We start from the raw sequence: 17,381 nt of genomic DNA, 5'->3' as shown, positions 1-17,381 counted from the left end.
AAGACCAAGAAACTGCGACGCTTTACATCGGCCCGGCCGGGCCGATGTAAAGCGGATTAGAACAGAACCGGAAAACTGTTACCCATGTCTCCGGTCTAAAATGTCACCTATCTTTCCGGTCGCACACAATAATGGCGGCGTGTTCACGCCGTTCGACCCCAATGCCGGCATCGGCGGTCTCAATGCCGTCGGCGGCCTCAACCCCACGGGCCTCAACTACAATCTCGTCGAGCGCGAATTCCCCGAATTGATCGAAGAGGACGAGATCGACACGGTCCCGACCCTGCTCAACATCAGCAAGGGCGCCGTCATCAACGAAGACGATCTGGGCGGCGACTTCAATGAAGTAAGCGCCCTGCGTGCGTCGCCGGCCGATGATCCGACCTATGCGAGCCAGATCGCAGGGGAGGTGCAGACCCTTCTCGGCGTCGATGGCGCGTGGACCGGTCACTATTATGAGACGGGCAACGACCCCTTCGACCTCGATGACAATGAAGAAGGCAGCCAGAACGGCAACGACCCGGCCAACGAGGATAATGGCAACGGCGTCGATATCGATCGCGAGCCGCTGACCAGCACCGCGGTGGTGACCGTCGATTTTCATATCGATATACCGGGCAAGATCAGCTTCCAGAACGGCGCGGATATACCGCTGAAGACTCAGCTCGAGGGCATGGGCCTGACCTCGCACGGCAACGAACTGCAATATGTGCTTCTGCCTGCCGTCGCGGACGATCCGATGACGCCGGGCGATGAGAGCCATGGCGAAATCCTTGTCGCCTACTACATCCAGGCCAATCCCGAGAGCGAGAGTTCCGAGGCCGTCATCGTTTTCACCATTGGCGTGCGCGAGCCGCAGGGCAATACGCAGGTCAGTGAATTCGACATCGACTTCACCATCTTCGGCGTCATCGACAATGTTCCCGGCACCAACGATGCCGACGGCGATATCAGCGATATCCTCGACATCGACGTGCCCTTCTTCATGGTCGATTCGGACGGGTCCGTCACGCCGAGTCCGGCTGATGCGCTGGTCTTCCAGAGCGTCGATGACGTGCCCGAATTGGGTTCGATCGGCGACAATGGCGAGGAAGGCGGCTATCAGCTGGTCCTGAAGCCCGCCGATACGAACATCACGCATGACGAAACGGAAGGAGAGCAGAGCGACGTCGGTGCGCAGGCCGGCGACCCGGATTCCGCCAAGGAGATTTCCGAGCCGGACCCCGCCGGCGACAATGGCGAGGACGATGTGTCCGTTGCGCAGAATGAGGGCGTCCACAAGGCGCTGGCGGCGGCGGGCCTGGGTGAAGTCACGCCGCTTGGCGCCGCCCAGACCGAGCTCAAGGTGAGCTTCGGCGCCGACGGTCCGGCCTCCGGCAACAAGGAAGCCGGCAACACCGTCTTCACTGGCGACGGTGGCGCCAACGCCACGGCCTTCCAGCTCTATATCGGCGATGCGGATGCGCCCTTGGTGGCGGGTGCCACCAACTGGACCGTCACGATCGACGGGATCGAAGTCACGGTCCGCGCCGAACAGATCGATGGCAATACGATCGTCGGCTATGCCAATAAGGGCGATGTCGATGGCGACGGGGTGCTCGACAACCAGCAGGGCGGCGATGCGGTCCAGGCCGCGGTGCCGGATGCCGACGTGCCGGTCTTCGTGCTTCATCTCGACCCGGATTCAGGCCAGCTGACGCTGGTTCAACTTCACCAGATCAACCAGGGCGATCCGACCAACGCGGACGATTCGACGCCTCCGCTGGCCATTCTTGGCCAAGAAATCGTCTTCGAGGACAATTTCGATAATCTCGATTCCTGGACGGTGCTTGATGGCGGTGAGGCCTCGATCGTCGGCGATATCGGCACGACCGACACCCAGCCGGATCCGAACAGCCAGGCGCTGCTGACCCCGTCCGAGGGCGGCGAAGGCGACGAGGAGAGTTCGCAGGGAGCCTCAAGCGCGGACATCGAGGCTTTCTTCGGCCTGCCCGCGGGCAGCCTGGACGGTGCCGCCGACGATGGCGACAGCGGCAACGGCTCGGAAGAGGCGACCAATGGCAGCGCCATCAAGCAGGTCGTCGATGTGGTTGCCGGCCAGGTGCTGACGGTCAAGTTCAACTTCCTCGAGGATGAAAACGACGGCGGCGACGGGACTACCTATCAGGATTTCGGGTTCATCGTCATCGGCGACCAGGTCATCCGCCTCAGCAATGTCGAGGATGCGGATCTCGATTCGAACGCTTCCAGCGGGAATTTCTCCTGGGAAGAAGAATCAGGCTACCTGGTTTTCACCTACACCTTCACCAATACCGAGTCGGTGCAGATCGGCTTCGGTGTCATGAACGAAGACGATGAAGCCGTCGATCCCGGCCTGCTGATCGATCATCTGACGATCACCCAACCTGGCGCCGAGCTTGCGGAGATCAATTTCCGCGCCACCGATTTCGACGGCGACCATGTCGACGCGGCCTTGAACGTCCGAGTGCAGGATGACGGCCCGACGGTCAGCTGCAACAAGCTGGTCCAGCTGGACGACGATGCGCTGACCGGCGGCAATGACGGGGGCATCGGCGACGATGCCGACGCCGCCAACGTGACAGGCACCCTGTCGCACGATTACGGCACCGACGGCGCTGGCACGACGCTTCTGACCGGCGCCGTCTTGCCGGACGGCTTCACGTCGGCCCTCAGCAATGGCGGCAAGACCCTCATCATTTCGCAGAATGGGGTCGAGGTCATCAAGGTCACACTCGATGACAGCAGCAGCGGCAAGTACACGGTCGCGCAGCTGAACCCGATCGATCATCCGGAAGGCGATAACGAGAACAATCTCGACTTTACCGTCAACTACCAGGTGAAGGATGTCGACGGCGACGCCGTCAACGGCACGCTGTCGATCAATGTCGATGACGATACGCCCAAGATCACGGGTGTCACCTACGATACCGAGCACCTTGGTATCGTCGACGAAGACAAGCTGCCGGACGGTATCGAAGGCGGCCCGCTCGATATCGGCAATTTCGACGCCAGTGTCGGTGGCAAGATCCTGGTGCAGCCGGGCGCTGATCAACCGGTAACCTTCAGCTTCGCGGAAACGAGCGGCACGCCGGTCAATGTCATCGGCGCCGCCATTCCGCCTCTCTTCGCCCTGACCGACGTCGACGGCAATCCCGTGACGATGGTGGTCGACAATGCCGGGTCGCCGGCAACGCTGATCGGCATGGCCGACGGTGAAGCCGTCTTCACGATCACGCTCGACAAATCGACCGGCGAGTTTACCTTCACGCTGCATCAGCCGGTCGAACATCCCTATGACGGTTCGCCCTTCGTCTCCTCGCTCGAGGACTCGCTGCTCACTCTCGGCTTCGGCGTCAAGGTGACCGATGCCGACGGCGACAGCGCGTCAAGCCAGCTCTATTTCAAGATCAACGACGACTCGCCCGAGGTGAGCGGCATCACCGGCACCAACGGTACGCCCAGCAGCGACGGTTATCTGCTGGTCGATGAGGATTATATAGCGGGCGGCAATCAGGACCAGGGTTCGGCCGGCAACGACGCGTCCGGCGGCAATGTCGCGACCGGCAAGATCAATTTCGGCTTCGGTGCCGATGGCGGCACCATCAGCCTCGCCGACAGCGGCAATCTGCGTGACGCCTACGGCAATCTGGTCAAGACCTCGGACGGCAATGCGACCATTTCGCTGGTCAATACAGGCAATGTGATCACCGGCTACGAGGCAGGCACCGGCACGGTGGTCTTCACGCTGACGCTCAACCAGGACGGCACTTTCACCTACACGCAGTTCCAGGCGCTGAAGCACGCGGACACCGCCTCCAGCGACGAGAATTCCAGCGACATCCGCCTGAAGTTCGACGTCAAGATCGTCGATAATGACGGCGATGAGGTTTCGACGACGATCAAGATCCGAGTCGATGACGACATGCCGCGCGTCACCAGCGCAACCGTCATCGGTATCGTCGAGGAAGAAGCGCTGACGCTGGCCAATAGTGGCGGCCACGCCCAGGGCAATCAGGAAGCCGGCGATGCCGAGCCCGACACCACCATTGCGTCCGGATCGCTGACCTCTCTCGTCTCGATCGGCGCCGATACGCCGGGCAATTGGTACTTCTCGCACAATGTGAGCGGCCTCAACGCCCAGAATCTCACTTCCGGCGGCGTGGCACTGCAATATTCGTGGAACGGCGAGGTGCTCGAAGCCAAGGCGGCGGGCGTCCTCGTCTTCACGCTCAGCCTCAACGCCAATGGCGGCTACACCTTCACGCTGCTCGATCATATCGATCATGCCGACGGCAATGGCGAGAACAGCCGCGATATCGATTTCTCCAGCCTGGTCCGGGTCTCGGATTCGGACGGTGACAATATCGGCATCGCGAGCGGTGCCTTCAAGATCACGGTCGTCGACGATGTGCCGATTGCCAACGACGATCACCAGTTCATGAAGGAATCGCAGCACACCATCACCGGCAATGTGCTGACCGGCGACACCAACGATCCGGATACGGCGACCGACCAGCCCGCCCAGCAGGACCAGGTCGGCGCCGACGATCCCGGCCGCGTGAGCGAGGTCCAGTCGCTCAGCAATGCCGGTGGGGTCGTGAACATCGACACCGGCGACAAGGGCCTGGACAACGACACGGTCGTGGTGCAGGGCAAGTATGGCAAGCTCACCATCAACGAGAACGGCGACTATTCGTACGATCTCGATCCGGGCTTCGATATCGACACGCTGACGGCCGACCCGGTCCATGTGGGCCGTCCCGGCACCGGCGGCCAGGCCGCGGATTGGGTGGCGCAGGGCCTCACCATCACGGCGACCAAGTTCGACGGTTCCGCCGGCACGGTGCAGTATGACAGCAACGGTATCGGCGTCGCCGGCACCAAGCCGGGCCTGCAGGTGCCGGGCCAGATCGGCTACGATCCGAACAGCCAGACCAGCGAAAAGCTGACCATGGCGTTCGGTTGCCCGGTCAACTCGGCCACGGTCAAGGTCTCGAATCTATTCAAGGACGAGAATGACGGCGAGCAGGGCACCTGGACGGCCTATGACGCCAACGGCAACGTGATCGGCCATGGCATCTTCGGCCCCGGCGCCGACAATCCGGCCACCGGCTATATCCATGTCAATTACGGCAACAGCAACAATATCGGTACGCTCGAAATCGGCGTCGACGACACCAATGGTGTCAGCATCGCCAGGATCGAATTCGGCGCCACGGAATACGGTCCGAACAACAATGCCGGCAATCTGAGCACGGATTCCTCGGACTACTATATCCGCGAAGTCACCTACGTCCCGGCGGTGGTGCAGGAGCAGTTCGAATACACGCTGACCGACAAGGACGGCGACAGCGACAAGGCTATCCTCACCATCGATGTCTGCGACAATGTTCCGTCGCCGCGGGCGGGCAATGCCGCCGGCCTGGTGACGGAAGATGTGTTGGCGGGCGGCTCGGGTGAAGATCCGGCGAGCGCCCCGGCTTCTGCAATTTTCAACGGCACCCTGCCCATCTATAACGGTACTGTTAGCAACCTCACCTTCGACGACCCGAACAGCTCGCTGGATGGCGCGCCGGTCAAGACCGAAGACGCCAACACCATCACCCTGACCGTAGCCGGCGAATGGACCATGGTCATCGTGAAGGCGACGGGTGCCTTCACCTTCACCCTGCTCGACGACCAGCAGCATGGCGATGCCACCAAGGTTTTTGCCGACGACACGCTCCTTGGCAAATTCATCGCAACGATTTCCGGCAGCGGCGGTCCCGACGCAACCGGCACGATCAGCATCAGCGTCAACGATGACGGGCCCGTGGCGCGGGTCGATACCGACAATGTGGCCAACCTGCAATCGACCACCGGCAATGTCATCACCGGTCTCGATACCGATGGCGGCCTTGGCGGCACCGGCGCCGATACCAAGGGCGCCGACGGCGCCGCGATTGCCGGCGTCCGGCAGAACCCGGCCTATGGCAACAGCTTCGACAATGACGGCAGCAACGGTTTCACCGTGACCGGCCAATACGGCACGCTGACCATGGGCACGGACGGCACCTACACCTACACCCGCTACGGTAATGGTCCGCTCGAAGCGGTCGATCACTTCGAATATACGCTGAAGGATGGCGACGGCGACCTGTCAATCGCCACGCTCGACATCACGATCAGCGACAAGGGTGTGACGCTCGACGTACCGGTGGCTGGCGAAGCCGGAACGAAGGTCTATGAAGCGGGTCTGCCTGCCGGTTCCACCGAAACGGCGGATGGCATTCCGAACAATGACAATTCGGAAAAGACCGTCGGCACGGTGACCTTCTCGGCGCCGGATGGTTTGGGTTCTCTGACAATCAAGGGCGTGCCCGTGGTCGTCGGCGCCGATATTCCCGGCGCCTATGGAACACTCCACATCGACGGCATCGATGTGGTGACCGGCGTCCTGACCTATACCTATACGCTGAATGGCAATACCAGCGGCGATGCGACACACGACGATTTCGAGGTTATCGTCACCGACAGCGACAATGATTCCACAGCACTAACTCTCGTGGTCGACATCGTCGACGACGTGCCGACGGCCCGTGACGATGCGGATAGTGCCGGCAACCATATTTCGGCGGCCGGTAACGTCATTACCGGTATCGGCACGACGGATCCGATTGCCGGTGCCGATACCAAGGGTGCCGATGGCGCCACGGTGAGCGGCGCCACCGGCTTTAACGGCAGCGCCGACAGCGATCCGGCTGGCGGCTTCGTGGTGAACGGCCAGTATGGCCAGCTCTTCCTGCAGGCCAATGGCGAGTACCTCTATATCCGCTCCGGCACCGGCCCGCTCGAGGCGGTGGATCACTTCACCTACACGCTGACCGATGCGGATGGCGATTCCAGTGTCGCCAAGCTCGATATCACCATCAACGACAAGGGCGTGACCCTCGACGTGCCGACGACGGGCGAGGCTGGAACGAAGGTCTATGAGGCCGGCCTGCCGGCCGGTTCCACCGAAACGGCGGATGGCATTCCGAACAATGACAATTCGGAAAAGACCAGCGGCACGGTGACCTTCACGACCCCGGACGGCTTTGGCACGCTCATGATCAAGGGCGTGTCCGTCGCGCCGGGCGTCGATATTGCCGGCACCTACGGTACGCTGCATATCGACAGCGTCAACCTCGCGACCGGTACGCTGACCTATACCTACACGCTGACCACCAACACCGCCGGCGATACGACCCATGACGACTTCTCTGTCCTCGTGGTCGATAACGACGGCGATTCGACGAGCCTGACGCTGACGGTCGACATCGTCGACGACGTGCCGACGGCCCGCGATGATGCGGACAGCGTTGCCGAAGGCCTTGGCAATCAGGCGACCGGCAATGTCATCACCGGCCTCGACACCACGAATCCGTCTGCCGGCGCCGATACCAAGGGCGCCGACGGTGCGGCGGTCAGCGGGGTCTCCGGCCCCAATGGCAGCGACAATGATGCGACCGGCGGGTTCACGGTGACCGGCCTCTACGGCACGCTGACGATGCAGTCCAACGGCAGCTACATCTACACGCTGACGGCGGCGTCGGTGCCAGCGGGCGCCAAGGAAACGTTCACCTACACGCTCACCGACGGCGACAACGATTCAGATCCGGCGACCTTGACGATCGCGATCGACCAGGACACCCGGATTCCGACCGTCACCAACAGCTCGGTCTATGTCGACGAAGAAGGGCTGCCGGACGGCACCCTCGCCCCGACCGATGCCGAAATAGGCGCCAGCAATTTCTTCGTCGATACCCATGGGGAAGGGCTGTCCGCGCTGACCATCGGCGGTGCGGCCGTCAATCTCGGCGCTCCCTATCCGCAGACCATCATCAACGACAGCCAGGGCGCGCTGGTCGTGATGGCGGTCATCCCGAGCGGCGGCGGCTATATCGTTCACTATAACTATATCCTGGCGGACAACGTTCTCACGCACAGCGTGCAGGGTAAGGACGACATGGTCGCCGGACCGACCTTCGCCGTGGTGGCAACCGATGCCACCGGCGACAGCAACGTCTCCGGCTCGGTCCAGGTCGTCATCGGCGACGACGCTCCGATCGGCAACAATGATGTCGATGGCACGCTCAACCAGCTCTCGACCGACGGCAATGTGATCACCGGCGCCGGCACCTTCACCGGTGTTTCGGGTGCGGACAAGCCGGGGGCCGATGGCGGTTCGATCGTCGGCGTCTCTTCCATCGGCAATCCCAGTGCCGCGGTGCCGGTTTCCGCCGATCCGACCCATGGCGCGGGCCTCAGCATTCAGGGCGTCCACGGCACGCTGGTAATCTATGCCGACGGCTACTATGTCTACACCCGCGCGAATGGCGATCCGGTTCATGATGGTGTCGATACGTTCCTTTACACACTGAAGGACGGCGACGGCGACATTGCCACGCCAGCGCTGATCATCCATATCGACGATGCCGGCATCACGGTCTCGGTGCCGCCGGCCGGTTCGGCCGGGGCGCTGGTCGATGAGAAGGGCCTGCCCGACGGTTCGGGGGAGGTTGCCGATCCGACGTTGAACTCCGACCAGTCGGAAGTGACCAGTGGCCAGATCACGATCACCGCGCCGGACGGCCTGGCTTCGGTCACGATCGGCGGCACCACGCTGACCTTGGCCCAGCTCAACGATCTGTCAACCTTCCCGGTCACGATCGGGACGACCGGCCATGTCGGCACGCTGGTGCTGACAGGCTTTGCCGGCAACAAGATCGCCTACACCTACACGCTCACCGACAACACGTCGGGCGACAATACGCATGACGATTTCGCCGTCGCCGTCACCGACAGCGATGGCGACACCGGCAACACCACGCTCAGCATCAAGGTCGTCGACGATGTGCCGATGGCGGCGGATGACAGCTTTGGCAGTGTCGAGCATTCGGTTCAGCCGGTCTATCTCGGCAATGTCCTGACCAATGACACCTACGGTGCCGATGGTGGTGGCGCGCCGCAGATCACCGATATTTCCTGGTCCGGCTGGACGACGGCCAGCGACGGCGCCGGCGGTTGGACCATGACCAGCGGTGCCGGAACGATCCATGTCGCCGCCAATGGGGATGTGACCTATACCGGTGTTCCCGGCTTCATCCTGGGAACGCCGAGCTTCTACTACACGATCAAGGACGGCGACGGCGACTTCTCGTCGGCCAAGGCCACCTTCTCCGTCTATCCGGACCCCGCCGGCGGCACGACTGCGGGCAGCGTCGCGGTCGACGAGGACAGCAAGCCGAACCAGTTCGACAGCGATCCGGCCAACGACGCGGCGGTGGCGAAAGCGATCGCCATCAACTTCACGCCGGTGGGCGACACGGTGCCGAACTCGGTCACCATCAAGGACCTGCCCAATGGCGTGGTGCTGACCTACAAACTGGGCGGCGTTGGTGCCGAGCAGACCTTCACCGGCGACGGCTCGGCCGATCTCGACATCAGCTGGGCCGAGGCGCAGACGCTGAAACTCACCCAGCCGAACAACGACATCGGTACCGATTACGCAATCGGCTACACCGTCCATGCCACCGACACGTCGAGCGGCGAGACGGGCAATATAGACGGCGGCATCGCGGTGGTCGTGAACGCGGTCGGCGACTATCCGAGCGCCCTCAACGCGGCCTTCGGCGGTATCGGCATTCAAGGCCAGAACGTGGTCCTCACCGTCAATGGCAGTTTCGGCGACGTAAGTGACGGCTCGGAAGCGCATTACCTCCTCGTCAAGCTGCCGGACGGCAGTTGGGACGGCTTCGGGGACGGCCATGCCGCTGTCCCGCTCGCCGACGGCAATGCCTATGGCGTGCCCGCCGGCACCTATCTCGTCATCAATGTCGACAGCCAGCTTGCCGCCGGCGACAACGATGCCACGGCGCAGGTCAACATCGCGGTTCCCGGCAATGCCGCCGGCAGCCAGAGCTTCCCGGTCTATGCCGTGGCGATCGACAGCGAAATCGGCGAAGGGGCGAATAGCCCCAGCGAGATCGCCGGCGACGATCTTGCCGTGCGCGCGGGCGATGCGACGCTAGAGGTCGCGGGCAAGCCGAGCTTCAGCCTTGCCACGGTGAAGCTCGACGAGGACGGCCTTGCGGGCGGCGGCCAGCCCGGCACCGGCGACGAGGATCAGGATGCCGGCGACAGCGGCGACGGCCTCCTCGATCCGGCCGGCCCGCGCGGGACGGAGGCCGTCTGGCAGCAGACGATCTTGGCCGACTGGAACGGCAGCGTCGGCGTTTTCAACATTTCCACCGGCCAGCAATCGGGCGCTTTCCTGCAGGACGGCAACGGCAATTTCGTGCTGACCGCCGACGGCCACAAGATCGTGATGGCCGCCAGCGGCGACGCCAGCGGAACCACGCTGACCGGCTATCCGGAAGGCGGTTCGCCCGCCGACCCGGCCCTGACCATTTCCATCACCCATGAGGGCGTCCTCACGGTCAACCTCCATAAGCCGCTGCAGCATGCGGATGGCGGTGCCGAGAACAATCTGACCTTCCCGATCGTGGTGCATGCGGAGAATGCCGCCGGCACGACCTCCGAGACGGTTCTGGTCAATATCGACGACGACATGCCGACGGTGACGCCGCTGCCCAGCGGCTTCGGCCTGGGTGTGCAGGAAGCGCTGTTTGGCGTCGGCGGCGGCACCGACGTGTCGGGCCTGTTCGCGCCGGTCGATTTCGGCGCCGACGGTGCCGCGGCGGTGGGCAGCGTCACCTACAAGCTGACCGACGCCGGCGGCAATGCGGTCGTCGACGGCACCCATACCGGCATCTACGATTCGGCTTCGGGCCAGGAGGTGCTGCTCTATAACGACGGCGCCGGCGGCATCGTCGGCAGGACCGAAATCTCCGGGCTCAGCGTCTTCACCGTGTCGGTTGGCGGCAGCAGCGTCTATTTCAGCCAGCAGCGGCCGATCGTTCATGGCGACACCAGCCAGGCGCATGAGAATAAGAGCATTCTCGACGAGGTCCTCCATGTGACGCAGACCGTCACCGATGCGGATGGCGACAAGGTCAGCGCCACGCACCCGAACGCGGTCGATCTGTGGATCTATGATGACGGCCCCAAGGCCGTGCTCGACAGCGGCGGCGTCAACGAAGGCGCCTTGCTGACGGTGAGTGCCGCCAACGGCGTGCTCCAGAACGACAGCGCCGGTGCCGACGGCTTCGACGCCGGCGGCGGCGTGGTCGGCGTCCGTGCCGCGGGTGTCGATACGACCACACCGGTCGCGACCGGCGTGGGGACGCAGATCAGCGGCCTCTATGGCAAGCTGACCCTGCAGGCCGACGGCTCCTACACCTACAAGTCGAACCCGGACGCCATCGGCGGCAATGCCAGCGACGTCTTCGTCTACACCATCAAGGACAAGGACGGCGACACCGCCACCACGACGCTGACCATCAACCTGACCGACAGCGGCCTCATCGCGCCGGACGACAATGACGTGCTGGTCCATGAGAGCGCGCTCGACAAGGTGAAGGACGGCACCGACCTGGTGGCCGGCACCGTCATCGGCTCGCTCGGCGAGGACAGTCCGCTGGAAACGGACAATGCCAACCAGCTGGACGGGTCGGGCGGCTTTGGTGCCCTCACCTACAGCCTGGTGGGGTCGGCCAACGGCACCTACGGCACCATTCAGATCAACAGCGACGGCAGCTACACCTATACGCTGACCAAGAACTATGACAGCCAGCCCGGTTCCGATGACGGGTTCAACACCGAGGAGAACAAGGACCATTTCACCTATCTGGTGACGGACGCCAACGGCAACACCGCCACGGGCACCATCACCGTCGATATCGTCGACGACGTGCCGACCGTGACCTTCGCCGGCGCCAGCGCGCCGGACCAGCATCAGGGTGCGGGTGCGGCACCCGGCTACATGCCGATCGACGAGGATTGGCTGGCCGGCGGCGGCAACGATGCGACCGCCAGCACGGGCGACACGCTGGGCGACAAGTGGGTGCTGCAGACCTATAAGGTCGGCGGCGCCGACGGGCTTGCCGACGCGGTCCTTTCCGGCATCAGCGCGGATGGCGCGATGGGCGACGCGCTGCGCCGCTCCAGCGACGGGGCCAAGGTGCTGTTCGTCACCTCCGCCGACGGCAAGACGATCACCGGCTATGCCGATGCCGACAATAGCGGCACCATCGAAACGGGCGAGAAGACCCTTGCCAACAAGGTCGTCGAAGCCACGGTCAGCACCTGGGGCGTCTTTGCCGATGTCAAGCTGGAGGTCTTCCAGGCGCTGCAGCACGACAGCACGCCGGCCAGCGTCAACAGCGGCGACGGCAATATCGAGAGCAACATCAACCTCCACGTCACCCTGCAGGTGACCGACGGCGACGGCGACAAGACCAGCATCGTCTCGAACTTCCAGGTCAATGACGATCTGCCGAGTGCCGCCGACGAGGCTCTGCAGAACGTGGCCGAGGGTGCGACGAAGATCGGCAATTTCGACTTCGTGGCCGGCGCCGACGGCGCCACGGTCACGCATGTCGGCGGGACGGCCTTGGTGTTCGGCGGCGACGGCTGGTCGCAATCGATCGATATCGGCCATGGCACGATCAAGGTGAAGGCGGACGGCTCCTACAGCTTCACCGCCGACGCTTCGGTCATCGGCCCGGGTGCGGCCTCCAGCACCTTCACGATCACCGACCGCGACGGCGATTCGGTCACCAAATCGGTCTCCTTCGCCATCACGGACGCCAATCTCCCCACCGGCGGCAGCGCCAACGCCGCGGTCGATGACGACGGGCTGACCGGCGGCAATGCGGCCAGCACATCGGGCGACCTCGCGGTCGACAATAGCGGCATCAACAACGACAATAACGAGGCGACGTTCAAGGGCACGCTGACGCACACGATCGGCGGCGACGGCTACGGCTCGGTGACCTTCGCCACGCTGCACAATACGAGCGGCACGGTCGGCACCGAGACGGTGACCTATAGCTGGGATGCCGGCACCAACACGCTGACGGCGACGGGCCCGCGCGGCATCCTGTTCGACATCGTGGTGACGCCGGCGACGGGCGCCTACACGCTGACGCTCCGCGACAATGTCCTGCACGCGGATGGCGGCAACGAGAATGACGCGCTTGTGGCCCTCACCTACACGGTGAAGGATGCCGACAACAGCACGGCCACCGGCACGCTCAACATCACCTTCGATGACGACGCGCCCACGGCCTATGACGATGCCTTCGGCACCAAGGACGCGGTCATCGCCACGGCGGTCAGCCTCGGCAACCTCTTTGCCAATAACGGCTCCGGCGCCGACAGGTCCGGCGCCGACGGCTATGCCGCCAGCGGCGCCATCAGCGCCGTCACGGCTGTCCAGGGCGGCGGCACCGTCGCGTCCGACGGTGCTGGCGGCTGGAACATCACCATCGCCGGCAAGGGTGTCGCCCATGTCGAAGCCGATGGCGACGTCACCTTCACCGCCTCGGCCGGCAATACGATCAGCAATCTGGGTGAGAATTTCAGCTTCACCTACACGGTCAAGGATGCCGACGGCGACACCTCGACGGCCACCGCCACCTACACGATGAAGGGCAGCGTCCCGGATTCCTTCGTGGTGGGCGAAAATGTCAGCGACACGCCCTCGACCCAGGGCACGCCGACCACGACCGACGATCACCGCATCGACGACTCGCCCAACGCACCGGACGGCTCGATCGACGGGGCGGGCGGCAACGATCTCCTCATCGGCGATGTCGGCGGCAAGACGACGATCATCACGCCGGGTCAGGACTATTCGATCATGCTGATCTGCGATACGTCAGGCAGCATGACGACCAACGACCGCATCGGCCTGCTGCGTGACGCCCTGACGAATCTCGTCAACCAGCTCGTCGATTTCGAAGGCCATGTGAATATCGCCATTGTCGATTTCGACGGAGACGCCACGCTGACCTTCCAGCTCGATGATATCGGCAATGCCACTCAGCAGCAGATAGACGAACTGCTCGCCGAGATCGCCGGCCTCGAAGCCGACGGCGCGACGAACTATCAGGACGCCTTCCTTGAGGTGAAGCCTTGGTTCGACACGCAGGATGCAAGCTATCCGACGTACGAGAAGGTCGCCTACTTCCTGACCGACGGCGATCCGACCTCGAACAACGAAACGGGTGGTGGCTCCTCGGTCAACCCGGTGGACATGTATTACGGCAACCAGGCCTTTAACGCCCTGCTGGCGGCACATCCGGATTTGCAGGTCTATGGTATCGGCATCGGCTCGGGTGTCACCGTCGGCAACCTGCAATATTTCGACAATACCGACGTCACCGGCCAGCAGACCTATGTCGACGACGACGATTTCGACGGCGGCAACTTCTCCTTCACCGACGATGTGGGCGACCCCACCATCGTCAACACGGCGGAGGAACTGGCGGCGGCCCTGCAGGGCGGCTCCAGCTCGACCACGGTCCAACCGGTCGGCAACGACATCGTCAATGGCGCCGGCGGCAATGATGTGATGCTGGGCGACAGCATCTATTTCGGTTCGGCCGATGCCGGCTGGGCGGCCTTCAAGGCGGCCAATCCGGGCCTCACCGATGCCCAGCTGAAGGCACTCATCCTCGCCAACATCGACGCCTTCGCCCAGGAAGGGACGGTAGGCGGCAACGACACGATGAATGGCGGTGCCGGCAACGACATCATCTTCGGCCAGGGCGGCCATGACGACATCACCGGCGGCACGGGCACGGACCGCCTGGTCGGCGGCACCGGCAACGACACCTACCGTTTCGCGGCCGGCGACGGCAACGACACGATCGAGGAAGCCAAGGGCTCGGCCGACACGGTCGTCATCACCGACGCCAACGGCCCGGCCCCGACGCTGGCCAAGGTCGGCAACGATCTCGTCATCACCTATAACGGCGGCGAGACGATCACGGTCGTCGGTCATTTCCTCAATTACGTGGACGCGACCAACAATCAGCAGATCGAGTTCGTCAATTATAACGGCACGGTCTATGCGATCGGCGGCGGGAACAGCCCCGTCCTTCTCCTGACCGCCACCACCAACATCACGGCCATCTCGACGGATAGCGGGACGGCGGGCGATTTCATCACCAACGATACCACGCTCACCGTTTCCGGCACCAACACGGCGCTGGCAGCTGGCCAGAAGGTGCAAATCAGCCTCGACGGCACCAACTGGTTCGACGTGGTCCAGGACACGGGAACGACCTGGCACTATGCCGACGGCGTCACCCATGCGGCGGACTTCACCTACCAGTCGCGCGTGATCGACACCAACGGCATCGCCGGCGCGGCCGACAGTCAGTTGATCGACATCGACACGGCGGCACCGACGGCGACGCTGAACATCGCCGCGATCAGCAATGACAGCGGCACGGGCGGCGACTTCATTACCAACGACACGTCGCTCACCGTATCCGGCACCAACTCGGCGCTGGGCAGCGGCGACAAGATCCAGATCAGCCTCGACGGCACGAATTGGGTCGATGTGACCCAGAGCACTGCCACGACCTGGACCTACAACGATCCAGCAACCCACAACAGCAGCTTCAGCTATCAGGTGCGTGTGGTGGATGGGGCCGGCAATGTCGGCAACACCGACACCCAGGCAATAACGATCGACACGACCGCGCCGACGGCAACGCTGAATATTGCCTCGATCAGCAATGACAGCGGCACGGCGGGTGATTTCATCACCAACGATACCGTGCTCACCGTCTCCGGCATCAATTCAGCGCTGGGCACTGGAGAGAAGATTCAGATCAGCTTCGATGGCGCGACCTGGACCGATGTTACCCAGAGTACATCGACGACCTGGACCTACAATGACCCCGCCACCCACAACAGCAGCTTCAGTTATCTGGTGCGTGTGGTGGATGCGGCCGGTAATGTTGGCAACACCGACACACAGGTGATCACGATAGATACGACAGCACCGACTGCTGTAGGCGAAACTGTCCGCGTCAATGACGGAACGATCGACCTGCCTGAGTGGCTCCTGCTACTCAACGATACAAACGGTGCGGTTGATGTCGCCAATGTCAGTGGTGGATCTGATGGTTCTGCCGTGCATACGGCGGGGGAAAATGGGACCGGTAAGGTCATCTTCACAGACAATGATACAGACGGTGGCAGCTTCACATATCAAGCAGTCGATGCCGTCGGAAATGCGACGGGGAATGTCACGGCGACGGTCACTCGTGACAACACCGGTGCTATTGACGGAACGATTGGCGCTGATCTGATCTTCGGTTACACGGGCAACGATACGCTGCAGGGGCAGAATGGCAACGACACCTATGCCTTCCGGGCGTCGGGGGATGGTGCCGATACGATCACGGACAGCAATGGCACAGACAAGATCGTCATCGGCACGATGGGTGCTGCGCTTACGTCCTTGTCGCTGGCGAACAATGGCAGCAATGACCTTGTGATTGGTTACGGCAGCGAATCTATCACGATCGTCGACCATTACGCGAGCAACGGTGCCGTGGAAACCCTGACGTTCCAGGGCGGCTCCAGCTATCTCGGCTATCTCCTCGAGAGCTACACGCTTGGCACCGATCAAAGCAGCACTTTCCGGGGCACGGACGGCACCAACGATATGGTTGCCGGCACCTCTGCAGGGAACACGCTCGACGGTGGCGACAGTGGCGGCACGGGTGGCGGTAACGACATCCTGGCGGGCAATGCTGGTAACGACACGCTCAATGGCGGTGATGGCAATGACCTGCTGATGGGTGGCGCCGACGTCGACACACTCAATGGCGGTAGTGGCAATGATTTGCTTGTCGGCGGTTCGGGTGCCGATGTTCTGCACGGCGACGCGGGCAAGGACACGCTCATCTATGACTTGGCCGATACAGTCATCGATGGCGGTTCCGATACGGACCGCTTGGTCTTCGCCTTCGACGCCGCCGTGGACAGCGTCTTTACCGGCAAGATGACGAGTATCGAAGTCATCGATATGACGAATGGTGCAACCGATCATCTCGGTACGGGGGATGCCGTCGGCGCCAGCAGTGTTGGCCGTGTCAGCGCACAGGATGTGCTCGACATCACCGACTCGGCTGGCGGGCATCTCTATATCGTCGGCGACGCGACAGATCAGCTGCGTCTGAGCGCGACCGATGGCTGGTCGTCCGTGGGTAACACCAATGTGGTGAACGCATCGTCGGGCGATAACATCCCGGATGGCACCTACGTCCATTACATCAGTTCCAACGGCACCCACCTCTATGTCGATCAGGATGTGACGGTGGTGACGAGCTGAGCCATTGCTCGATGGAATGAATTTGCTGAACGACTGATTATGGGCGGGACCTTCCGGTCCCGCCCATATTTCTTGGAAC

1 protein-coding gene is annotated in these 17,381 nt (G+C 62.9%); it reads left to right on the top strand.

The window, feature by feature from the left end:
- Nucleotides 1-100: 100 nt before the first annotated feature.
- A complete protein-coding gene (locus ACE3TY_RS20175) occupies nucleotides 101-17,302 on the top strand; it encodes a DUF5801 repeats-in-toxin domain-containing protein (RefSeq protein WP_374656376.1) in 17,202 nt (5,733 codons plus the stop codon).
- Nucleotides 17,303-17,381: the final 79 nt, after the last annotated feature.

Origin of the sequence: Dongia sp. (assembly GCF_041918875.1) — a bacterium.
GTDB lineage: Bacteria > Pseudomonadota > Alphaproteobacteria > Dongiales > Dongiaceae > Dongia.
The sequence above is the reverse complement of the archived record's forward strand: the minus strand, read 5'-3'. Positions and strand labels throughout refer to the sequence as shown.